This window comes from Micromonospora sp. MH33 (assembly GCF_003013775.1).
In the GTDB taxonomy this organism is placed as follows: Bacteria; Actinomycetota; Actinomycetes; order Mycobacteriales; family Micromonosporaceae; genus Micromonospora; species Micromonospora fulviviridis.
Window position 1 is genome coordinate 1 of record NZ_MUYZ01000030.1, and the last position, 20,153, is coordinate 20,153.

A 20,153-nucleotide genomic window follows, 5' to 3' on the forward strand; every position below is an offset into this window, starting at 1 on the left:
GGCCCGGCCCAGCGCGGCCACGCCCAGCGGGACCACCGTCCGGGCCGGCGCGTCCGGGCGCAGCTTGACGGCGTCGGCGAGTACGGCGGCCCGCTCGACGTGCTCGGCGACGAAGTCGTCCCGGGCGGACTCGGTGAACCCGCCCGGCGGGGTGGCGGCGCCGTCGGCGCTCTCCGGGGCGGCCCAGCGGGCCAGCGCGGCGTGCCGCTCGGCCAGCTCGGCCTTGCTCACCCCGGCGTACGCGGCCTCCCGCATCAGCGGGGTGGCGAAGGCGAACCCGGTGCGGGTGCGGTGCAGCATCCGGCGTTGCAGCAGCTCCTCCACGGCCCGGTCCAGCTCGACCGCCGCCACCGCGGCCGGTCGGCCGTCCCGCCCGACGCGCTGCTCGCGCAGCGCCTCCAGCGCGCCGTCGGGCACCGTGTCACCGACCACCGCGGCGTCCCGCAGCACCGAGCGGGCGTCCGGCGGCAGCGCGTCGATACGCGCGGCGAGCACGGCGGCCAGGTCCCGGGAGAGCAGCCGGCTGCCCAGCGAGCCGGGCGCCAGCCGCCAGCCGACGTTGGCGTCCCGCCCCGGGCCGGCGGTCAGGGCCCCCCGCTCCATCAGCAGGGTGACCAGCTCGGCCAGGTAGAACGGGTTGCCCTGGGCGGTGGCGAGCAGCCGGTCCGCGTCGCCCGGTGACAGCTTGCCGCCGCTCAGATAGCTGGTGAGCAGCCGGGAGGCGTCGGCGCCGCGCAGCGGGGGCAGCGCGTGGACCTCCGCGTCCGCGACCCGGGTCAGCGCGCCGGCGGTCCGCACCAGCTCGGGCCGGCCGAGCAGCAGCACCAGCACCGGGCCGCTGAGCCGGGACAGGGTGAGGCCGAGCGCGTTGATGGTCTCCGCGGTGGCGTCGTGCAGGTCGTCCACGACCACCACCAGCGGCGCCTCGACGGCGAGCGCGCTGAGCAGGTCGGCGACCGCGTTGGGCACCGCCTCGGCGTCCGGCGGCGGGGAGGCGGCGTTCCACTCGCCGTTCTCGGCGGCGGCGGGGAGTTCGGCGTACCCGAGCAGCGCCAGGAGCTGGTCCACGGCGAGCGGGGGCAGGTCGCCGGGGAGCCGGCCGAGGCGCTGCCCGAGCCGGCGCAGCCGCTCCTCGACGGCCGGCCGGGTGAGCGCCGTGGCGGCGTCGTTGGGCAGGCCGACCGCCGCCCGGACCAGGTCGGCGAGGGGGGCGAGCCGGCGCCGCTCGCCGAACGCGGCGCAGCGGACGGAGAGGACCCGGGCGCCGGTGTGCGCGGCGTACCGGCCGGCGCCGACGTCGTAGCCGGCGGCGAGGCGCTCCACCTCGGCGGCGAACCGGGACTTGCCGATCCCCGCCTCGGCGGTCATCAGCAGCACCCGCGGCTCGCCCCGGTCGATCACCTCGGCGAGCCGGCCGGCGACCCGGCCGATCTCGGTCTCCCGGCCCACGAAGGGCGCCTCGTCGCCGAGGCCGGACCGGGTGCCCGGCGCGTCCAGCAGGCCGAGCAGCTCGTACGCCTCGACCGGCTCGCGCTTGCCCTTGAGCCGCAGCGGGCGCAGCGCCCGCCAGGAGGCGACGTGCCGGGTGGCGGCTGAGGTGCGCGCCCCGGCGTAGACCGCGCCCACGGCGGCGGCGTCGGCGAGCCGGGCGGCGGTGTTCACCGTGTCGCCGATGACGGTGTACTCGATGGCGGCCTGGATGCCGGCGATCACGTCGCCGGTGTTCAGCCCGACCCGCAGGCCGAGCGGCGCGCCGCCGCCCCGCTCGTCGTCGAGCACCCGGCGGACCGCCCGCTGCATGGAGAGCGCGGCCCGGACGGCCCGCTCGGCGTCGTCCTCGTGCGCCACCGGCGCGCCGAAGACCGCCATGATCCCGTCGCCGGTGAGCTTGTCGACGTGCCCGCCGAAGGTCTTGACCGCGCCGGCCAGGGCGGCCAGCACCCGGTCGGTGACCGCGCCGACCCGTTCCGGATCGAGGTCCTCGGACCAGGAGGTGAAGTCGGAGAGGTCACCGAAGAGCACGGTGACCACCCGCCGCTCGGCGGCGGGCAGCGTGGCGGCGGCCGGCAGCGCGGCCCCGCAGTTGTGGCAGAACCGCGCGCCGGGTACGGCGACGGTGCCACACACCGGGCAGGTCACTGTTGCTCCAACCCCGGACCCCCGGCGTCGGATTCCCGGGCGGTCACGCCGAGGTACTCCAGCTGGGCCCGGACCGACCATTCGGCGGCCCACCACAGCGACCGGTCGACGTCCGCGTAGACCCGCTCGACCACCTCGGGCGCGGTGGTCGCGCCGGCGGCGACCGCCGCCCGGACCTGGTCGAGCCGGGCCCGCCGGTGGGCCAGGTAGAACTCGGCCGCCGCCCCGCAGTCGGCCAGCGCCGGGCCGTGCCCCGGCAGCGCCGGGATCCCCCGGTACGTGGCGAGCAGCTCCAGGCTCGTCAGGTAGTCGCCGAGGTGCCCGTCCGGGTGGGCGACCACGGTGGTGCCCCGCCCGAGGATGGTGTCGCCGGTGAGCACGACCCGCTCGTCGCCGTGGGCGACCAGGAAGCAGACCGAGTCGGCGGTGTGCCCGGGGGTGGTCAGCGGGCGGATCTCCAGGCCGGCGTCGAGCGCGGTGTCCGGGGTCAGCGGCACGCCGCCCACGGTGTGCGCCGGGTCGACGGCGAGGACCGGCGCGCCGCCGAGCAGCTCGCTCAGCCGCGGTGCGCCCTCGGTGTGGTCGGCGTGCCCGTGGGTGATCAGCACGAACCCGACCGGGCCGTGCGCGGTGAGCGCGGCCAGGTGCTCCTCGTCGGCCGGGCCGGGGTCGACCACCACGGCGTGCGCCGCGCCCGGGGCGCGCAGCACCCAGCTGTTCGTGCCGTCGAGCGTCATCGGCCCCGGGTTGGGGGCACGCACCAGCGTCACCCACTCCGGCAACTCGTCCGCGAGCGCCGCTGCGGCTCCGGTCACACGCCCACCCATGGCAGCGATCGTACGACCCCGCCCGCCACTCCCCGCGATCTTGCGGTTCCGCCAGGTGTTATGTCCCCCCGCGGGCTGTCTGCCCGCCTGGCAACCGCAAGATCGCGGGTACGGAGCGTCAGGCCACCTCGACGATGACCTCGACCTCGACGGGGGCGTCGAGCGGCAGCTCGGCCACGCCCACCGCGCTGCGGGCGTGCCGGCCGGCCTCGCCGAAGACGGCGCCGAACAGCTCGGAGGCGCCGTTGACCACACCGGGCTGGCCGGTGAAGCCGGGCGCGCTGGCCACGAAACCGGTCAGCTTCACGATCTTGACGACGTTCTCCAGGCCGACCAGCGAGTCGATCGCGGCGAGCGCGTTCAGCGCGCACCGCTGCGCCAGGTCCTTCGCCTGCTCGGCGGAGACGCCGTTGCCGACCTTGCCGGTGGCGAGCAGCTTGCCCTCGGCCAGCGGGAGCTGGCCGGAGACGTAGACGTGCTGCCCGGACTGGACGGCCGGCACGTAGCTGGCCAGCGGCGACGCCACCTCGGGCAGGGTCAGGCCGAGTTCCGCGAGCTTCGCGTGCGGTCCGTTGCTCATGCGCCGGCACCCTTCGGGCGCTTCAGGTAGGCGACGAGCTGCTCCGGGTTCGGGCCGGGAACCACGGAGACCAGCTCCCAGCCGTCCTCGCCCCAGTTGTCGAGGATCTGCTTGGTCGCGTGGACCAGCAACGGGACCGTGGCGTATTCCCACTTCTGCATCGGGTAGAGGCTCCCTTGCCTGGCATGGACTTCGGTCAGGCACAGCCTACGGTCCGGCGCTGTTACGAGGACGCGGGACGCTGCTCGGGCGTACCGGAAGGCTCTCCGCAGGGGCCCTCGTGGTCGTACCGCTGCGGGCACCGGGTGCGGTCGGGCAGCAGCAGGTCGCAGAAGACCCGGTGCCGGTTGTTCTGGTCGTCGGCCGTGGAGACGGTCGTCTCGCCGGCGTCGAGTTCGCTGAGGAAGCCCAGCGAGGTGGCCACGGTGCCGGCGAGCGCGGTGGCCGCCACCAGGTCGGGGACCCGGACCGGCAGGTGGATGACGTAGCCGGGCTCGTCCTCGTCCCGGCCCCGCCCGCCCGGCCGGACCAGGGTGCGGAGCACCTCGGCCGGCGGGCGGTAGGACCGCTCGTTGAACGGCGCTCCCGTACCGGGCCCCTCGGCGTCGCCGGGCCGTCCCGCCCGCTCACCGGGGGTGAACTGGGCTCGGGGAATGTTCTCCGCGTCGCGCATCCGCTGCCTCCGGGCCTCGTACCTGTCCACAGTCACCACCATCCGGCTCGGAACCCCTGCCCGGTCCGGCCCCCGCATCGCGACGAACGTAGGACCTGCGCGGAGTCCCGGCAACGGGACGCGCACGGCTGATCACCTTCAGTCACATATGCGACACATCGCTGGTCCGGAATGCGACGGCGGCCTCACGTCCGGTGTGGCGCGGCGCGGCGGACGCGGGGCTGGCAAGCCGCCCGCCGACCGCTACCCTTCCGGTCTGGACGCCCGCCACGCTCGATCACGTGTCCGTCGCCTGGGGCGGCGGCGGCGCGCCGCACTCCGGGGGAGCACATGACCCAACCGCCCATCGGTGGCGCCGCCGGCTCGCCCGGAGGTCCCGCCCACCAGGAGCCGCCCGCCGGCGCCACGCCGGCCCCCGGGGCCCTGCCCCCGCCGGCGCCCGGCTACCCGCCGTACCCGCAACCGGCGGCCCCGAAGAAGCGGCGCGGCCTGTTGATCGCCTCGATCGTGCTGGGCGCGGCGATCCTGCTCTGCGGGGGCGGCGGCACGGCCGCGTTCCTCACCCTGCGCCAGGCCGAGGACGGCCGGGGCGCCAAGGAGCCGACGGTCGCGGTGGACGGCTTCCTCACCGCGGTCTACCAGGACCGGGACGCCCGCAAGGCGGCCACCTTCGTCTGCTCCGCGTCCCGCGACGACGACAAGATCGCCGCCAAGGTCGACGAGGTGCGGAAGTACGCCGGGCAGTACCAGAACCCGCGGTTCCGCTGGACCACCCCGAAGGTGGACAACCAGACCGGGGACCGGGCCACGGTCAGCACGAAGGTCACCATGACCACCGCCGACGAGAAGGTGGCCGACCAGGAGCTGCGCTTCACCGTGGTGCGGAAGACGGGTTGGTGGGTCTGCGAGGTCGGCTGACCCCGGCCGCTGGATAGGCTCGACGGGTGGCAGCGACTGAGCAGCCGGCCGAGTCCGCCGGCAGATGGCCGGCCCGCCTGCACGTGGTGACCGGCAAGGGCGGCACGGGCAAGACCAGCGTGGCGGCGGCGCTGGCCCTCGGGCTGGCCGCCGGCGGCCGGCGCACCCTGCTGGTCGAGGTGGAGGGGCGGCAGGGCATCGCCCAGCTCTTCGGCACCGACCCGCTGCCCTACGAGGAACGGCACCTGGCCGACGCCCCGGGCGGCGGCGAGGTGCGCGCCCTGGCGGTGGACGCCGAGGAGGCGCTCCTCGAGTACCTGGACATGTTCTACAAGCTCGGCGCCGCCGGGCGGGCGCTGCGCAAGCTGGGCGCCATCGACTTCGCCACCACCATCGCCCCGGGCCTGCGGGACGTGCTGCTCACCGGCAAGGTCAAGGAGGCGACCACCCGGACCAGCGGGCAGCGCCGGGTGTACGACGCGGTGGTGCTGGACGCGCCGCCGACCGGGCGGATCGGCCGCTTCCTCAACGTCACCGCGGAGACCGCGCGGCTGGCCAAGGTCGGCCCGATCAAGACCCAGAGCGAGGGCGTCTCCGCGCTGCTCCGTTCGCCGATGACCGCCGTGCACGTGGTCACGCTGCTGGAGGAGATGCCGGTCCAGGAGACCGTCGACGCGATCGCCGAGCTGACCAAGCTCGGCTTCCCGGTCGGCCGGGTGATCGTCAACGGGGCCCGTCCCCCGGTGCCGGCCGGTCGTCCGGTGACCGCCGCCGAACTGAAGCGCGGGCTGGCCGCCGCCGGCCTGCCGACCGACGCCCGGACCGTGGCCGGCCTCGCCGCCGAGGCCCGCGACCAGCACGTACGCCGGGAGCTGGAGGATTCGCTCCGCGCCGACCTGGTGGAGCTGAACCTGCCCCTGACCGAGGTGCCGCTGCTGCCCGCCGGGGTCGACCGGGCCGGGCTCGAGACGCTGGCCGAGACGCTCGTCCGGGCGGATTGACTCACACCTGCGGCCGGCACGGAGCAGAGAGACCCTCGAGACCGATACGCTCGATTGGTGCCTTCCGAAGACGCGGCGCCACCGCTGGACGTCGACCACATCCTCGCCGATCCGGGCGTGCGGATCGTGGTCTGTTGCGGGGCGGGCGGAGTGGGCAAGACGACCACCGCGGCGGCGCTGGCACTGCGGGCGGCCGAGCGGCACGGCCGGCGGACGGTGGTGCTCACCATCGACCCGGCCCGCCGGCTGGCCCAGTCGCTCGGCCTGACCGAGCTGGACAACACCCCGCGCCAGGTCAAGGGGATCGACGTCGACGACAGCGGCGGCCAGTTGCACGCCATGATGCTCGACATGAAGCGCACCTTCGACGACGTGGTGCTCCAGCACACCGATCCGGCGAAGGCAGCGGAGATCTTCTCGAACCCCTTCTACCAGGCCATGAGCTCGACCTTCGCCGGCACCCAGGAATACATGGCGATGGAGAAGCTGGGCCAGCTGCACGCCCGGGGCGAGTGGGACCTCATCGTGGTGGACACCCCGCCGTCCCGCTCGGCGCTGGACTTCCTGGACGCGCCGGCCCGGCTCTCCCGCTTCCTCGACGGCCGGATGCTGCGGCTGCTGCTCGCCCCGGCCCGCAGCGGCGGGCGGAGCATGTTCAGCTTCGTGACGGCCAGCTTCGGGATGTTCTCGAAGGTGGTGCAGAAGGTGCTCGGCGCGCAGCTGCTCACCGACCTGTCCGGCTTCGTCGCCGCGCTGGACTCGATGTTCGGCGGTTTCCGGCAGCGGGCCGAGCAGACGTACCGCATCCTCCAGGCCCGGGAGACGGCGTTTCTGCTGGTCGCGGCGCCGGAGCCGGACGCGGTCCGGGAGGCCGCCTACTTCGCCGGCCGGCTGCGCTCCGAGCGGATGCCGCTGGCCGGCCTGGTGCTCAACCGGGTGCACCGGCCGGCGGTGCCGGAGCTGTCCGCGGCGGACAGCCTGGCCGCCGCGGAGCGGCTTGCCGGCGCGGGCGGGCACGAGAGCACCGCCGAGGTGCTGCGGGCGCACGCCGCGCTGGCCGAGCAGGCGGTACGTGAGCAGCGGGTGGCGGCCCGGTTCACCGAGGCGTTCCCGGAGGTGCCGGCGGTGTCGGTGACGGCGCAGCCCGCCGACGTGCACGACGTCGACGGGCTGCGGACGATCGGCGAGGCGATCAGCCGGCGGTGAGCACCGCCGGCCGGTGCGCCGGTCAGTTGGCCGTGGTCACGAGGACCTTGTCCCGACCGGCCTTCTCCCTGGCGTTCTTCTTCATGGCCGCCTCGAACATCTTGCGCCAGCTGGTGACCTGCGGGTGACGGCGCAGCAACGCCCGGCGCTCGCGTTCGGTCATGCCACCCCACACACCGAACTCGATCCGGTTGTCGAGCGCGTCGGCCAGGCACTCGTACCGAACTGGGCAGCTCCGGCAGATCCTTTTCGCCACGTTCTGTTCGGCGCCTTGTACGAACAACGCGTCCGGGTCCCCGTTCTGACACGCCGCCAGTGACGGCCAGTCAGTGATCATGCCCATCTGTACACGTCCCCCCTTGCAGTACCTACCGACTTCGCGCGACCAGCCGTCGAATTCCCCCCGGTCGTCCGGGCCGGCCTCCCCAGGGCGGCGCGGACGACGTGTGGCTGCTGTCGCCGCCACCATCATGCTGTGTAGTCGCCTGATTACGCAACGTTGTCGGCGAAATCCATCATTCCGGACACTCCCGGCTTCCCGGGCTTTCGCCCGCCGTCTACCCGGCGCGAGTACGTGAAAACGCTGCGCCGCTCCCCCGTTCGGGGGAGACTTCTGCCAGGTTTCACGCAACCACGCACCGGGGTTCGTGCGTTTAGCACAACGAGGTCGGCGCGCGCAGGAAATGGGGAAACTTCCCCGCGCGCCCCTCGTTCCCTACTCGCGTACCCTGTCGAGGTGACCTGGATGCGGAAACGTGACCACAACGTGCTGACCAACGCCGCATCGCTACTCATCTGTGGCCTCTTGGCCGGCGTGGTGGTCGCAGCGGCGGCCTTCCCCGCGGTGGCGATGTCCGGACTTGCCGCAAAGGCGGGAGCCGAGACCTTCGGCGCGCTGCCCAAGGAACTGACGGTGGCCCGGGCCCCGCAGATCACCTACCTGCTGGCCGCCGACGGCAAGACCCCGCTGGCCACAATGTACGACGAGAACCGGCGCGACGTGGAACTCAAGGACATCGCGCCGATCATGCAGAAGGCCATCATCGCGGCCGAGGACCACGACTTCTACAAGCACAACGGCGTGGACCTCAACGGCGTGGCCCGGGCGTTCGTCAACAACCAGGCCGGGGCCCAGCGGCAGGGCGCGTCGACGCTCACCATGCAGTACGTCCGGCTGGCCATCTCCTACTCGGCCACCCACCCGGCCGACGTGGTCGCCGCGACCGAGGACACCAGCGCCCGCAAGCTGCGCGAGATGCGCTACGCGCTCCAGATCGACAAGGAACTCTCCAAGGACGAGATCCTGCGGCGCTACCTGAACATCGCCGCCTTCGGCAACGGCGCGTACGGCATCTACGCCGCCAGCCAGGTCTACTTCAACAAGCCGCCGAGCAAGCTCGACATCCAGGAGTCGGCCATGCTCGCCGGCATGGTGAAGGCGCCGACCGCGTTCGACCCCACCACCCCGGCCGGCTACCCGGAGGCGGTCGGCCGGCGCGACTACGTCATCGACAACATGGTGCAGATCGGCGCCATCACCCAGGAGCAGGCCGACCAGGCCAAGCAGATCAAGCTCAAGGTGGCGAAGAAGCGCACCCCGAACGGCTGCGTCGCCACCAACACCCGCTCCTGGGGCTTCTTCTGCGACTACTTCTACCGCTGGTGGCTCCAGCAGGAGACCTTCGGCTCCACCTCCTATGACCGGGAGCGGCGGCTGAAGAGCGGTGGCTACACCATCACCACCTCCCTTGACGTGCAGGCGCAGAACGGCGCCGACAAGGCGGTCCGAAACCATCTGAGCGAGGACAGCACGGCCGCCCGCATGGTGGCCGTCGTCGAGCCGGGCAGCGGACGGGTCCGCGCCATCGCGGTCAACCGGAACTTCAAGCTCGACGATCCGGAGCACCCGCAGAACAAGATCTCCAGCGACCCGAAGAAGGCCAAGAAGAACATCCGGGGCAACCGCCCGAACACGGTGAACCCCCTGGTCACCGGCGGCGCCGGCATCACCGGCTACCAGGCCGGCTCGACGTTCAAGATCTTCACGCTGGTGGCGGCCCTGGAGAAGGGCTACCCGCTCAGCTACACCATCAACGCCCAGCACCAGTTCAAGTCGGAATACATCATCGACTCGGGCAACCCGGCAGCCTGCAAGGGCACACACTTCTACTGCCCGGTGAACGCCGGGAAGTCGATGGCGGGCGTGCACAACATGTGGAGCGGCTTCGGCGCCTCGGTCAACACCTTCTTCGTCGAACTCCAGCAGCGGGTCGGCGCGGAGAACGTGGTGAAGGCCGCCGAGAAGCTGGGCATCACCTTCCGCGCCTCCAACGACGCCAGCTTCGCCGCGAACAAGGACGCCGCGCACCAGTGGGGCGCGTTCACCCTGGGCGTCTCGCAGACCACTCCGCTGGAACTGGCCAACGCGTACGCCACCCTGGCTGCGGACGGGAAATACTGCGAGCCCATCCCGGTGCAGGAGATCCGTGGCCCGGACGGCGAGAAGCTGGACATCGCCAACCCGCACTGCGAGCAGCGGATCAGCACCGAGGTGGCCCGGGCCGCCGTGGACGCGGCCCGCTGCCCGGTCGGTGACCGCTCCTCGACCTCCAAGTGCAAGAACGCCACCGCGGGCAACGTCCGCGGCATCGTCAACGCCCCGGTGGCCGGCAAGTCCGGCACCACCGACGGGGACAAGACCTCCGCTCTGGTCGCCATGACCAAGCAGTACGCGGTGGCCGGCATCGAGGCCGACCCGGACTGGCCGCAGACCAACCAGCGGATGAAGCACAACGAGGTGCCGTGGGGCATCAACCCGGCGGTCTACCAGACGTTGCGGGACGCCATGAAGGGCAAGGAGCGGGTCAACTTCACCCCGCCGAGCGGGAAGATCATCGAGGGCGACCAGCGCTCCATCCCGGGGGTGAAGTGCGAGTCCATCGACACCGCCCGGTCGCGGCTGCGCGGCGCCGGCTTCGAGCCGGTGGTCTCCGACAGCAAGGTCCCCTCCGAGTGCCCGGTGGGCACCGCGGCCGGCACCAGTCCGGACGGGCGCACCATCAAGGGCGGCGTGGTGATGATCGAGGTGAGCGCCGGCGGCGGCCAGCCCAAGCCCGGCACCGGCACCGGCGGGCCGGTGGTCCCACCGCCGCCCAACCAGGGCCGCCCGGGCCGACCGCGCGGCTGACCCGAGTAACGCCAGCGGGCGGGCACCCCACCGGGGGTGCCCGCCCGCTTCGTCGTCTGATGAGTGCGGTCAGAGACCGAGCTGGCGGCGTACCTCCGCGGCGACCCGGCCGCCCTCGGCCCGGCCCGCCACGGCGGCCTGGGCCGCCTTCATGGCCGGGCCCATCTGCGCCTTGCCGGTGAAGCCGCCCGCGGCGAGCGCCCCCGAGACCAGCTCGGCCAGCTCGTCGTCGGAGAGCTGCTTCGGCAGGTAGCGCTCCAGCACCTCGCCTTCGGCGGTCTCCTTGCCGGCCTGCTCGGCGCGACCCGCGTCGGCGAAGGCGGTGGCGGCCTCGCGCCGCTTCTTCGCCTCCTTGGTCAGCACCGCGAGCACCTCGTCGTCGCTGAGCTCGCGCTTTTCCCTGCCGGCGACCTCGGCGGTGCCGACGGCCGCGAGGGCCATCCGCAGCGTGGAGGTGGTCAGCTCGTCGCGCGCCTTGAGAGCGGCGCGCATGTCGGCGGTGAGACGGTCCTTCAGCGTGCTCATGGACGGTCAAACTACCCTGAACGCCATGCGAAAGCGCACACTATTCCGGCTCGCGGCCGGGACCGTCGCCGCCGGGGCGGCCACCCTGGCCTACGCGTCGCTCATCGAGCGCAACATGTTCACCCTGCGCCGGTACGACGTACCGGTGCTCCCGACCGACGCCGAGCCGCTGCGCGTACTGCACCTGTCGGACCTGCACATGATGCCCGACCAGCGGCGCAAGCAGGACTGGGTGGCCTCGCTGGCCGCCCTCGACCCCGACCTGGTGGTGGTCACCGGGGACAACATGGCCCACCCGGACGCCGTGCCGGGCGTGCTGCGCGCCCTGCAACCGCTGCTCGACCTGCCCGGCGCCTTCGTCTTCGGCTCCAACGACTACACCGGGCCGGTCCTGAAGAATCCGTTCACCTACTTCCTGCCCGACCGGGAGTACACCGAGGGCGTGCCGCTGCCGTACGAGGAGCTGCGCGACGTCCTCACCGGCGCCGGCTGGGTGGACCTCAACAACGCGCGGACCACCCTCAAGGCCGGCGGCCGGGAGATCGAGCTGGTCGGTGTGGACGACCCGCACATCGAGCGGGACGACTACGCGGCCGTGGCCGGGCCGGTCAGCCCGGACGCGGCGCTCTCCATCGCACTGGCCCACTCCCCGGAGCCGGCCGTGCTGGACCGGATGGCCGCGGACGGCTTCGGGCTGCTGCTCGCCGGCCACACCCACGGTGGGCAGGTCTGCGTGCCCGGGTACGGCGCGCTGGTCACCAACTGCGGGCTGCCCCGGTCGATGGCGCGCGGACTGCACCGCTGGCCCGGCTCCGACTCCTGGCTGCACGTCTCGGCCGGCCTGGGCACCCACCCCACCGCGCCGGTGCGCTTCGCCTGCCCCCCGGAGGCGAGCGTGCTCACCCTGATCCCGCGCTGACCGACCCGCGTCCCGGGGCCGGGGGGTACGGAGTTTGACCATCGGGGCGGGTGGGCTACTATTTGTCGGCACGCCTCGGGGTGTGGCGCAGCTTGGTAGCGCGCTTCGTTCGGGACGAAGAGGTCGTCGGTTCGAATCCGGCCACCCCGACCAGAGGCAGCAGGGCCAGGTGAGAGGGCATCTCACCTGGCCCTTTGTCATTGCGGGCGTGATCTAGCTCATCGAAACGTGGCGGTACGATCAGCCTTTCTGATCTTCCTTCCCGTCGGAAGTCAGCGGAAAGTCAGCGAGTGATCTCCGCGCCTCGTCCGCGCCGACCTCGAACGCGTGGGTGTACCGGTCGAGCGTGGTCGAGATCTGCTCGTGGCCCATGACGCGGGCAACGTCGTTGAGCGGTACGCCGTCGCTGACGAGCCAGGTCGCGTACGAGTGACGCAGGTCATGGAAGCGCAGTCCACCTTGCGCCTGACGGGACACCCGGGCGCGGGCCACCCGCCGGTTCGGAAACTCCCCGGTCACCTCGTTGCCCGCTCGGTCCCGCCAGGTCGCAAGCCAGGTACGCGGGCCGGTCTGGACGACCTTTGCCGAGCAGACCGGCCCGAACGAGCGCGGGCCGCCAGATCCATGCCCGAAACACCGTGCGGCGCATGGACCCGCCCGCCTCGTTCGTGAACACCTCGCCGGACGGCCCTACCGGCACGATCTCCTTGTGCCGCCGGAGCGCTTGGACGACGAACGGCGGCAGCGGCACGGTCCGGCGGCCCGCGCGGGACTTCGGGTAGGGCTGAAGGTCACCGTGCCGGCCACCTCAACGCCGACCCGGCTCACCCTGACGGTCGCCTTATCGAGGTCGATCGCGTCCCACGTCAGCCCGACGCACTCACCGCCTCCCGGACATGTCAGTGCAGCGGAGTTCGCGGCCACCAGGCCCGCTTGCGCCCGCGCGTCGAGGCGCTGGCGCTCCTCGTCGCGTTTGCGTTCGTCCAACACGACTCGCCAGGCCGCACGTCCTGCCCAAACACGACAGCGCGGGGCCCGCGCAGGGTGGCGGGCCGGCATCCGGCGCGGAGCAGGGCGCCGGTATCGAAGGAGGCCGGCGGCGGGCTGCCGGAGGAACTGTCCGAAGGGCTGACCGCCCCCGGGGCAGGTCGGGGGCAGCCCCCAGTTCATGGTGATGTGGGAGAACACTCCTGCTCAGAGCCGCACCGCCCGGCTACGCGATTCGCCCTGGCCCCGCACGCCAGAAGGAGCGCGCGGGGCTTTCACGGCCGTCAGCTGGTGCTATACCAGTAGTAGGCCCCCCAAGCGCCCGAGCCCGAGGTCCGGAACACGTTGTGGTTGGCCGAGTGGATCCACGTCTCGCCCAGCAGGCGCCAGGAGCCGGAAGAGACGGCCCACACCTTGACAGGCTCAGAGCTGCCGGCGGCGAGCGTTTTGCTCCAACATGTGCCCGGCCGTACCCCGAAGCTGGTTATGCCTCGGAAGGGGAACTCCAGGTACGCGTTGTAGCCGGCTCCCTTGTTGCAGATTCCGGTCCGGTTGGTGGTCGCCGCACTTGCCGGCGTAGCGGCTGTGGCCACCCCTGCCAGGACCATGGCGCCGATCAAGACCGGTCGCCACATCTTGCGCATGCGAGTCAAAGCTGTCATCTGGGCCTCCTAGTGCCTTGTAGGGGACAGTGCCGTGGATCAATTGCGCCTGACGCGCGCGTGACGCGTTCGTCTATGACAGAACGGATGCGTCCCGGTGGTTGGTTCACCGAACCTCTACGACGTCGGTCTCCGCGCCTGTCGGAGCGGGCTGGTGAGCCACAGCGATCTGGTGTGACTCCGGAGCAGGTCGAGAAGGCGCGTCCGCGGCTGGTCGAGTTCACCGCGGCGATGTCGGATGGCGCAGTTCGGCGTTCGGATCAGCGGGTCAAGGGCGAGTTGTACATGCGTGGCCTGCTCACCGATGGGGCGCGGAAGTCGATGCAGCCGATGGCGGAACGCCTCGGCGTCGATCATCAGCAGTTGCAGCAGTTCATCACGTCCTCGACCTGGGACTACACGACGGTGCGGGCGAACGTGGCACGGTGGGCGGCCGACGCGATCGACCCGGCCGCGTACGTGATCGGCGACTCGGGCTTCCCGAAGGACCGGCACCGAATCGCCGTGTGTGGCCCGGCAGTACTCGGGCACCTGGGCAAAGACCGGCAACTGTCAGATCGGGGTAAGCGTCCAGGCGGTCACCGACACCGCGTCGGTGGCCGCGAACTGGCGGTTGTTCTGCCCGCGATCGTGGGACGACACCATGGTCACCGATCCCGACCGGGCCGCGGCGGTGCGGGCCCGGCGGGACCGGGCCCGCATGCCCGACGACGTGCGGCACCGGGAGAAATGGCGCCTCGCGTTGGACATGCTCGACGAGATGATCGACCGGTGGGGGCTGCCGAAACTGCCGGTGGCCGCGGACTCCGGCTACGGCGACTGCACCCTGTTCCGGCTCGGCCTGGCCGAACGTGGCCTGCGCTACGTGGTCCAGGTCGACCCGACCGCCACCGCCCACCCCGCCGACGCGGTCCCGGTCACCCCGGCCTACTCCGGCCGAGGCCGCCCACCCCGCCCGGCCTACCCCGACCCGCCGGCCACCCTCAAGGACCTGGTCCTGGCCACAGGCCGCGAGACCGCACGGCAGACCACCTCGCGGCGCGGCAGCCGGCGCAGCAAAACGAACCCGACCGGGGCGATGCGCTCGCACTTCCTACGGCTACGGATCCGCCCCGCGAACCGGGACATCCCCCGCGACGACGACGGCAGCTTGCCCGAATGCTGGCTGATCGCCGAATGGCCGCCCAACACCGACGAACCAGTCAAAGTACTGGCTGTCCAACATGCCGCCACGCACATCACTCAAGACACTGGTCCGAAGATCCGCTGGCCGCGGGCATCTGGTCGCGCTTCCGGTACGTCACCAACGGACGACAACGCCCGCCACGTCGTACGGCCGTTCGGGACGAAGAGGTCGTCGGTTCGAGTCCGGCCACCCCGACCAGAGGTGAGAGGTCGCATCCGGTTCATCGGGTGCGGCCTCTCGGCGTTCCACCGTTCGCCACCGGAGTGTGGCGCGGCTCACGGGGCACCCCGGGGCCGCAATCGCAAGCCTCCGGCCACGGGCGATTGGTCCGCTCGCCTGGCAAGGTTGATGGCATGCCGGCCAAGATCCGATCCCGCCTGACCGACTGGACCACCCTCCTACCCCTGATCGCGGTCCTCGTGCTCGCGGCCACCTGGGGCCGGCACCTGCCCGGCCCGCTGATCGTGGTGGTGGCCACGCTGCTCGCGGGGGCCGTGCTGGCGGCCGTGCACCACGCCGAGGTGGTGGCGCACAAGGTGGGCGAACCGCTCGGCTCGCTGGTGCTCGCGGTGGCGGTCACCGTGATCGAGGTCGGGCTGATCGTCACGCTGATGATCAGCGGCGGCGACAAGACGCAGGCGCTGGCCCGGGACACGGTCTTCGCCGCCGTGATGATCACCTGCAACGGGATACTCGGCCTGTCCCTGCTGCTCGGCGCGCTGCGCCGCCGGGTCGCGGTGTTCAACCCGGAGGGTACGGGTGGGGCGCTGGCCACGGTGGCCACGCTCGCCACCCTCAGCATGGTGGTGCCGACCTTCACCAGCCGGCCCGGCCCACAGTTCTCCTCCGCACAGCTCGCCTTCGCGGCGGTCGCCTCGCTCGCCCTGTACGGCCTGTTCGTGCTGGTGCAGACCGGCCGGCACCGCGATTACTTCCTGCCGGTGACGCAGGAGGGCAGCATCATTCCCGAGGACGCCGACGGCGACGGGCACGCCGACCCGCCGTCCACCCGTACCGCCCTGGCCAGCCTGGCGCTGCTGGTCGTGGCGCTGGTCGCGGTGGTCGGCGACGCGAAGACCATCTCCCCGGCGATCGAGGCCGGCGTCGAGGCGGCGAACCTGCCGCAGGCGTTCGTCGGCGTGGTCATCGCCCTGCTGGTGCTGCTGCCGGAGACCCTCGCCGCCGCCCGGGCGGCCCGCCGGGACCGGGTGCAGATCAGCCTCAACCTGGCGCTCGGTTCGGCCATGGCCAGCATCGGCCTGACCATCCCGGCCATAGCGCTGGCCTCGATCTGGCTGGAGGGCCCGTTGCTGCTGGGCCTCGGCGGCACCCAGATGACGCTGCTCGCGCTGACCGCGGTGACCGGCGTGCTCACCGTGGTGCCGGGTCGCGCCACCGTGCTCCAGGGCGGGGTGCACCTGGTGCTGCTCGCCGCGTTCGTCTTCCTCGCCGCCAGCCCGTGACCCCCTCCGGCGGCGGTCAGTCGTGCAGTTCGGTGCGGGCGACCTCGGCGAACGCCGCCGACAGGTAGTCGGCCAGGGGGCGTCCGGTGGCCGCCAGCAGGTCGGCGACGAGCAGCGGGGCGTGCCGGGCGATCACGGCCGGATCGGGCGGCGCGTCGTCGTCGCCCGGGTCGTAGACGCCGAGCGCGCCCGCCAGCAGCACCAGCAGCACGTGCGGGTCGACGTCGGGTCGCCATGCCGCGGTGGACCGGACGCAGCGCTCCAGCACCTGGCGGATGTCGTCGCCGTCCAGCCCGTCCGGGTGGCCCTCCTCCAGCAGCAACCGGACCACGCCGCCGAGCACCAGCCCGGCCCGGTCCGCGGCGGCGAGCCGCTCGGCGGCGGGCTGGTACGCCCCGGCGTCCCGCGCCTGCGCGGCGCCCACCGCCTCGGTGGCCGCCTGCGCGATCTCGCGGGCCGGGGCGGGCAGGTGGCGCCAGGTGGTGGTCACCGCGCCAGCATGGCAGACGGGGTTAGCTTGCTCACCCGCCGGCTCCGCCGAGCGCGTGGCGGGCGCAAATCCGGTCGCGGGTCGTCGTACCCGGCACCAAGAATGCAGCCATGCTGCGCCGCGCCCTACCCGCCCGTCCCGAAGCCCGTCGGATCCTGATCGGCACCCTGCTGTCGGCCATCGGGCGCGGTCTCACCCTGCCCTTCCTCTTCATCTACCTCACCGACGTGCGCGGGCTGGGCGACGCCCGGGCCGGCCTGGTGATCGGCTGGTTCGGCGCCGTGACGCTGGCGCTGTCGCCGCTGGGCGGCACGCTGATCGACCGGTTCGGCGCGCGTCGGGTGGTGCTGCCCTGCCTGGTCGTCGAGGCGATCGGCACCGGCTCGCTGGCGCTGGTCGACTCGACCGCGACGGCGTTCGGCGTGATGACGCTGGTCGCCATCGGCAGCTCGGCGATCTGGGCCGGTCAGAACACCATCCTCGCCTCGCTCACCGGCGACGGTGAGCGGCAGCGGGTGTTCGGGTTGAACTTCGCCCTGCTCAATCTGGGCATCGGCGTGGGCGGCCTGATCTCCGGCGCGGTGGTCGACGTGGCCCGGCCGGTCACCTTCCAGGCCGTCTACGTGCTGGACGCGGTGAGCTACCTGATGCCGTGCCTGATCCTGCTCACCCTGCCGCACGTCGGACACCGGCTGGCAAAGGACCGGGCGGCGGGCACCGGAGCGGCGCCCGGCGGCTACCTCACCGTGCTGCGGGACCGGCCGTTCCGCAGGCTGGTCCTGTTCGGCCTGGTCCTCACCACCTGCGGCTACGCGCAGATCGAGGTGGGCTTCGCTGCGTACTCGGTGCGGGTGGTGGAGGTATCGCCCCGGGTGGTGGCCTGGGCGCTCGCCGCCAACACCGTGATGATCGTGCTCTCCCAACTGCTGGTGATCCGCCGGATGGAGGGGCGGAGCCGGACCGGCGCGCTCGCCGCGGTGGGCGCGGTCTTCGCGACCGCCTGGCTGGTCCTCGGCGCCGCCGGCGTGGTCGGCACGGGCAACGCGCTGCTCGCGGCGCTCGGCGTGGTGGCCTGCTCGGCGATCTTCGGGTTCGGCGAGACGATGCTGTCGCCGGTGATGCCGGCGCTGACCAACGCGCTCGCCACCGACGAGCTGCGCGGCCGGTACAACGCGATGAGTTCGATGATCTTCGGGATCAGCGGGGTCATCGGCCCGGTCACCGCGGGCCCGCTGATCGGCGCGGCGCACGGCCGGCTCTGGGTGGCGGTCGTGGTGGGCGGCTGCCTGACCGCGTCGGTGCTGGCCCTGTCGCTGCGCCCGCTGCTCACCGCCGCCCAGGACGGCCGCGCCGCCGGCCCCGTCCGGGAGCCGGAGCCCGCGCACGCATAGCGAACGCCGCCGGCGCACGAACGGGCCCCCGGAGCGTCAGCTCCGGGGGCCCGTCGTCGTACGGTCGGCCGTCAGGCGGCGGGGACCTCCGCGGTGGTCTGGATCCGGTCCAGGGCCGGCGCGGAGACCGGCGACTTCTCGGTCAGGTACGCGGTGAAGGCGTCCAGGTCGATCATGCCGGTGACGGCGTTCGTGCCGCCGGTGAGGACGCTGAAGCCGTCACCACCGCCGGAGAGGAAGTTGTTCACCGTGACCCGGTAGGTCGCGGTGTCGGTGACCGGGGTGCCGTTGATGGTGAGGCTGCCCCGGACCACGCGGGTGCCGCTGCACGGCGTGCCGGCCGGCGCCGTGGTGCCGTTCACGTTGACGACGTAGTGCACGGTCGAGGACGCGTACAGCACCTTGGCGGTGGTGAACTGCTGCTCCAGCAGGCAGTAGAGCTGCGCGCCGGTCAGGTCCAGGGTCACCAGGTTGTTGGCGAACGGCTGGACGGTGAACGCCTCGGCGTAGGTGACCGGGCCGGCGTCGAGGTCGGCGCGGACACCACCGGGGTTCATGAACGCGGCGACCGCGTTCTGCTCGTTGTCGGTGGCGGCGAGCTGGGCGTCGGCGATCAGGTTGCCGAGCGGCGACTCACCGGTCTGGTACGTCGGCTTGCCGTTGGCGTCGACCCCGGTCTGGTACAGGTTCTCCTGGGTCTTGTTGATCACGCTGGTGGTCTCGCCGACCACCTTGTCGGCCACCGGGCCGAGGGCGGTCTTGTAGCGGTTGATCAGCTGGGTGCTGGCCGGGTCCTTCGGGACGTCCCGGGTCACCACGACGTTGTTCGCCGAGGCGCTGACGATGTCCTTGGTCCGCCGGTCGATCTTCAGGTCGATGTCGGTGACCAGGCGGCCGAAGGAGCTGGCGCTGGTGACCAGCTTGCCGTTGATGTTGCAGTTGTACGCGGCGTGGGTGTGCCCGCTGACGATCACGTCGATGGACGGGTCCATCCGGTTGGCGATGTCGACGATCGGGCCGCTGAACCCGGTGCAGTCGTTGATCCCGCCGCCGTTCTGCACGCCGCCCTCGTGCAGCAGCACGACGATGGACTGCACGCCCTGGGCCTGCAGGATGCGGGCGTACTTGTTGGCGGTGTCCGCCTCGTCGGCGAAGGAGAGACCGGCGACGCCCTGCTGGCTGACGATCTGCGGGGTGCCCTCCAGGGTCATCCCGATGAAGCCGATCTTGACGCCGTCGATCTTCTTGATGCCGTACGGCGGCAGCAGCGGCTTGCCGGTGGCGGTCTTGAAGGCGTTCGCCGAGAGGTACTGGAACTGGGCGCCCGCGAACGGGGTGCCGTCGGCGCAGCCGTCGACCGGGTGGCAGCCGCCGTTCTGCATCCGGAGCAGCTCGGTGGCGCCCTCGTCGAACTCGTGGTTGCCGACGCTGGTGAACTCGAGCCCGGCGAGGTTCATCTCCTCGACGGTGGGCTCGTCGTGGAACGCGGCGGAGAGCAGCGGCGAGGCGCCGATCAGGTCACCGGCGGCGACCGTGACGGTGCGCTCCCGCTCCTCCTCGGTGCTGCCACGCAGCATGTTCAGCTGGGTGGCCAGGTATTCCGCACCACCCGCGGCCTGCCCGGCGATCGTGCCGCTCGACCCGGTCGGGGGCTCGAGGTTGCCGTGGAAGTCGTTGATGGCGAGCAGCTTGACGTCGACCGGCTTCGGGTCGGCCGCGGCCTGGTTGGGGTTGACGGCGACCGCGGTGAACGCGGTCGCGGCGAGTGCGGCCAGGCCGACGGCGGCCCGGCGCATCCCGGGGACGGACATGGAACTCCTCGTGAGACTCGGCGCGTGGCTGTCCGGGCGATGGTTCGCACCGGTGACCCTGGACGTGCCGTGACAGGGGTCGATCGCGGATGACGGCGGTCGGGGGGACGCCGCCTGCCGAAGCAAGCTTGCCACCCGTCAAGCGATCGGTCGACCGGGGCAGTGCATCTCAACTGTGGATATCGACA

General features: G+C 72.4%; 18 protein-coding genes, 1 tRNA gene and 1 pseudogene. 9 read left to right on the forward strand and 11 right to left on the reverse strand.

What is annotated here, in order from left to right; translation table 11 throughout:
- From B0E53_RS07765 to B0E53_RS07785, 5 genes are all read right to left on the reverse strand, one after another.
- Nucleotides 1-2,139: adenylate/guanylate cyclase domain-containing protein (locus tag B0E53_RS07765; RefSeq protein ID WP_146167615.1), on the reverse strand; the 2,139-nt coding region annotated here is incomplete at its 3' end.
- A complete protein-coding gene (locus B0E53_RS07770) occupies nt 2,136-2,966 on the reverse strand; it encodes an MBL fold metallo-hydrolase (protein WP_107075384.1) in 831 nt (276 codons plus the stop codon). The genes B0E53_RS07765 and B0E53_RS07770, both read right to left, overlap by 4 nt.
- 118 nt (nt 2,967-3,084) lie before the next feature.
- Nucleotides 3,085-3,546, reverse strand: coding sequence for a RidA family protein (locus B0E53_RS07775; protein ID WP_107075385.1), 462 nt, complete (start codon nt 3,544-3,546; stop codon nt 3,085-3,087).
- A complete protein-coding gene (locus B0E53_RS07780) occupies nt 3,543-3,707 on the reverse strand; it encodes a DUF4177 domain-containing protein (RefSeq protein WP_091316921.1) in 165 nt (54 codons plus the stop codon). Before B0E53_RS07780 ends, B0E53_RS07775 begins: the two co-directional genes overlap by 4 nt.
- Nucleotides 3,708-3,769: 62 nt before the next feature.
- Complete coding sequence (locus tag B0E53_RS07785; protein WP_107075386.1) at nt 3,770-4,219, reverse strand: hypothetical protein; 450 nt, start codon at nt 4,217-4,219, stop codon at nt 3,770-3,772.
- Between the two features lie 330 nt (nt 4,220-4,549).
- On the opposite strand from B0E53_RS07785, the gene B0E53_RS07790 reads away from it, so the two are divergent.
- Genes B0E53_RS07790 through B0E53_RS07800 form a run of 3 tightly spaced genes read left to right on the forward strand, consistent with a single transcriptional unit; the run spans nt 4,550 to nt 7,344 of the window.
- Nucleotides 4,550-5,137 (forward strand): hypothetical protein, encoded by a 588-nt coding sequence (locus B0E53_RS07790; RefSeq protein ID WP_107075387.1) that lies wholly within the window; start codon nt 4,550-4,552, stop codon nt 5,135-5,137.
- 26 nt (nt 5,138-5,163) lie between these two features.
- On the forward strand, nt 5,164-6,138 hold the full coding sequence (locus B0E53_RS07795) for an ArsA-related P-loop ATPase (RefSeq protein WP_107075388.1): 975 nt from the start codon (nt 5,164-5,166) through the stop codon (nt 6,136-6,138).
- A gap of 54 nt (nt 6,139-6,192) precedes the next feature.
- A complete protein-coding gene (locus B0E53_RS07800) occupies nt 6,193-7,344 on the forward strand; it encodes an ArsA-related P-loop ATPase (protein WP_168215267.1) in 1,152 nt (383 codons plus the stop codon).
- 22 nt (nt 7,345-7,366) lie between these two features.
- Here the strand turns inward: B0E53_RS07800 and B0E53_RS07805 are convergent, their stop codons facing one another.
- On the reverse strand, nt 7,367-7,687 hold the full coding sequence (locus B0E53_RS07805) for a WhiB family transcriptional regulator (RefSeq protein ID WP_107075389.1): 321 nt from the start codon (nt 7,685-7,687) through the stop codon (nt 7,367-7,369).
- A gap of 402 nt (nt 7,688-8,089) precedes the next feature.
- Here B0E53_RS07805 and B0E53_RS07810 point away from each other — a divergent pair, with 402 nt between their 5' ends.
- On the forward strand, nt 8,090-10,531 hold the full coding sequence (locus tag B0E53_RS07810; RefSeq protein WP_107075390.1) for a transglycosylase domain-containing protein: 2,442 nt from the start codon (nt 8,090-8,092) through the stop codon (nt 10,529-10,531).
- Nucleotides 10,532-10,600: 69 nt separating this feature from the next.
- On the opposite strand, the gene B0E53_RS07815 is transcribed toward B0E53_RS07810, so the two are convergent.
- Nucleotides 10,601-11,056: a GatB/YqeY domain-containing protein gene (locus B0E53_RS07815; protein ID WP_107075391.1), complete on the reverse strand. Its 456-nt coding sequence runs from the start codon at nt 11,054-11,056 to the stop codon at nt 10,601-10,603.
- A gap of 25 nt (nt 11,057-11,081) precedes the next feature.
- Here B0E53_RS07815 and B0E53_RS07820 point away from each other — a divergent pair, with 25 nt between their 5' ends.
- Both B0E53_RS07820 and B0E53_RS07825 read left to right on the forward strand, forming a co-directional pair.
- Entirely contained in the window at nt 11,082-11,975 is an 894-nt protein-coding gene (locus B0E53_RS07820; protein ID WP_107075392.1) for a metallophosphoesterase, read from the forward strand.
- Nucleotides 11,976-12,051: 76 nt separating this feature from the next.
- Nucleotides 12,052-12,128 (forward strand) — tRNA-Pro (locus tag B0E53_RS07825).
- 87 nt (nt 12,129-12,215) lie between these two features.
- On the opposite strand, the gene B0E53_RS07830 is transcribed toward B0E53_RS07825, so the two are convergent.
- Nucleotides 12,216-12,494 (reverse strand): tyrosine-type recombinase/integrase, encoded by a 279-nt coding sequence (locus B0E53_RS07830; protein ID WP_246835291.1) that lies wholly within the window; start codon nt 12,492-12,494, stop codon nt 12,216-12,218.
- Between the two features lie 752 nt (nt 12,495-13,246).
- A complete protein-coding gene (locus B0E53_RS37425; protein WP_168215268.1) occupies nt 13,247-13,624 on the reverse strand; it encodes a hypothetical protein in 378 nt (125 codons plus the stop codon).
- Between the two features lie 493 nt (nt 13,625-14,117).
- Between B0E53_RS37425 and B0E53_RS39150 the strand changes: the two are divergent.
- Nucleotides 14,118-15,191 (forward strand): annotated as a pseudogene (locus B0E53_RS39150) (transposase); the annotation flags it as partial.
- Nucleotides 15,164-16,273 (forward strand): ionic transporter y4hA, encoded by a 1,110-nt coding sequence (locus tag B0E53_RS39155; protein ID WP_107075415.1) that lies wholly within the window; start codon nt 15,164-15,166, stop codon nt 16,271-16,273. The pseudogene B0E53_RS39150 and the gene B0E53_RS39155, both read left to right, overlap by 28 nt.
- A 16-nt stretch (nt 16,274-16,289) precedes the next feature.
- Here the strand turns inward: B0E53_RS39155 and B0E53_RS07855 are convergent, their stop codons facing one another.
- Nucleotides 16,290-16,763 (reverse strand): hypothetical protein, encoded by a 474-nt coding sequence (locus B0E53_RS07855; protein ID WP_107075395.1) that lies wholly within the window; start codon nt 16,761-16,763, stop codon nt 16,290-16,292.
- A gap of 110 nt (nt 16,764-16,873) precedes the next feature.
- On the opposite strand from B0E53_RS07855, the gene B0E53_RS07860 reads away from it, so the two are divergent.
- Nucleotides 16,874-18,154, forward strand: a complete 1,281-nt coding sequence (locus B0E53_RS07860) for an MFS transporter (protein ID WP_107075396.1) — start codon at nt 16,874-16,876, stop codon at nt 18,152-18,154.
- A gap of 71 nt (nt 18,155-18,225) precedes the next feature.
- On the opposite strand, the gene B0E53_RS07865 is transcribed toward B0E53_RS07860, so the two are convergent.
- A complete protein-coding gene (locus tag B0E53_RS07865) occupies nt 18,226-19,965 on the reverse strand; it encodes a bifunctional metallophosphatase/5'-nucleotidase (RefSeq protein WP_107075397.1) in 1,740 nt (579 codons plus the stop codon).
- Nucleotides 19,966-20,153: the final 188 nt, after the last annotated feature.

Bases quoted from the DNA above. Each gene is read 5' to 3' on its own strand.
- B0E53_RS07865 (WP_107075397.1), bottom strand. From the start codon at position 19,965: ATGTCCGTCCCCGGGATGCGCCGGGCCGCCGTCGGCCTGGCCGCACTC.
- B0E53_RS07780 (WP_091316921.1), bottom strand. From the start codon at position 3,707: ATGCAGAAGTGGGAATACGCCACGGTCCCGTTGCTGGTCCACGCGACC.
- B0E53_RS07790 (WP_107075387.1), top strand. From the start codon at position 4,550: ATGACCCAACCGCCCATCGGTGGCGCCGCCGGCTCGCCCGGAGGTCCC.
- B0E53_RS07820 (WP_107075392.1), top strand. From the start codon at position 11,082: ATGCGAAAGCGCACACTATTCCGGCTCGCGGCCGGGACCGTCGCCGCC.
- B0E53_RS07785 (WP_107075386.1), bottom strand. From the start codon at position 4,219: ATGCGCGACGCGGAGAACATTCCCCGAGCCCAGTTCACCCCCGGTGAG.
- B0E53_RS37425 (WP_168215268.1), bottom strand. From the start codon at position 13,624: ATGACAGCTTTGACTCGCATGCGCAAGATGTGGCGACCGGTCTTGATC.
- B0E53_RS07805 (WP_107075389.1), bottom strand. From the start codon at position 7,687: ATGGGCATGATCACTGACTGGCCGTCACTGGCGGCGTGTCAGAACGGG.
- B0E53_RS07775 (WP_107075385.1), bottom strand. From the start codon at position 3,546: ATGAGCAACGGACCGCACGCGAAGCTCGCGGAACTCGGCCTGACCCTG.
- B0E53_RS39155 (WP_107075415.1), top strand. From the start codon at position 15,164: ATGCCGGCCAAGATCCGATCCCGCCTGACCGACTGGACCACCCTCCTA.
- B0E53_RS07815 (WP_107075391.1), bottom strand. From the start codon at position 11,056: ATGAGCACGCTGAAGGACCGTCTCACCGCCGACATGCGCGCCGCTCTC.
- B0E53_RS07810 (WP_107075390.1), top strand. From the start codon at position 8,090: ATGCGGAAACGTGACCACAACGTGCTGACCAACGCCGCATCGCTACTC.
- B0E53_RS07770 (WP_107075384.1), bottom strand. From the start codon at position 2,966: ATGGGTGGGCGTGTGACCGGAGCCGCAGCGGCGCTCGCGGACGAGTTG.
- B0E53_RS07860 (WP_107075396.1), top strand. From the start codon at position 16,874: ATGCTGCGCCGCGCCCTACCCGCCCGTCCCGAAGCCCGTCGGATCCTG.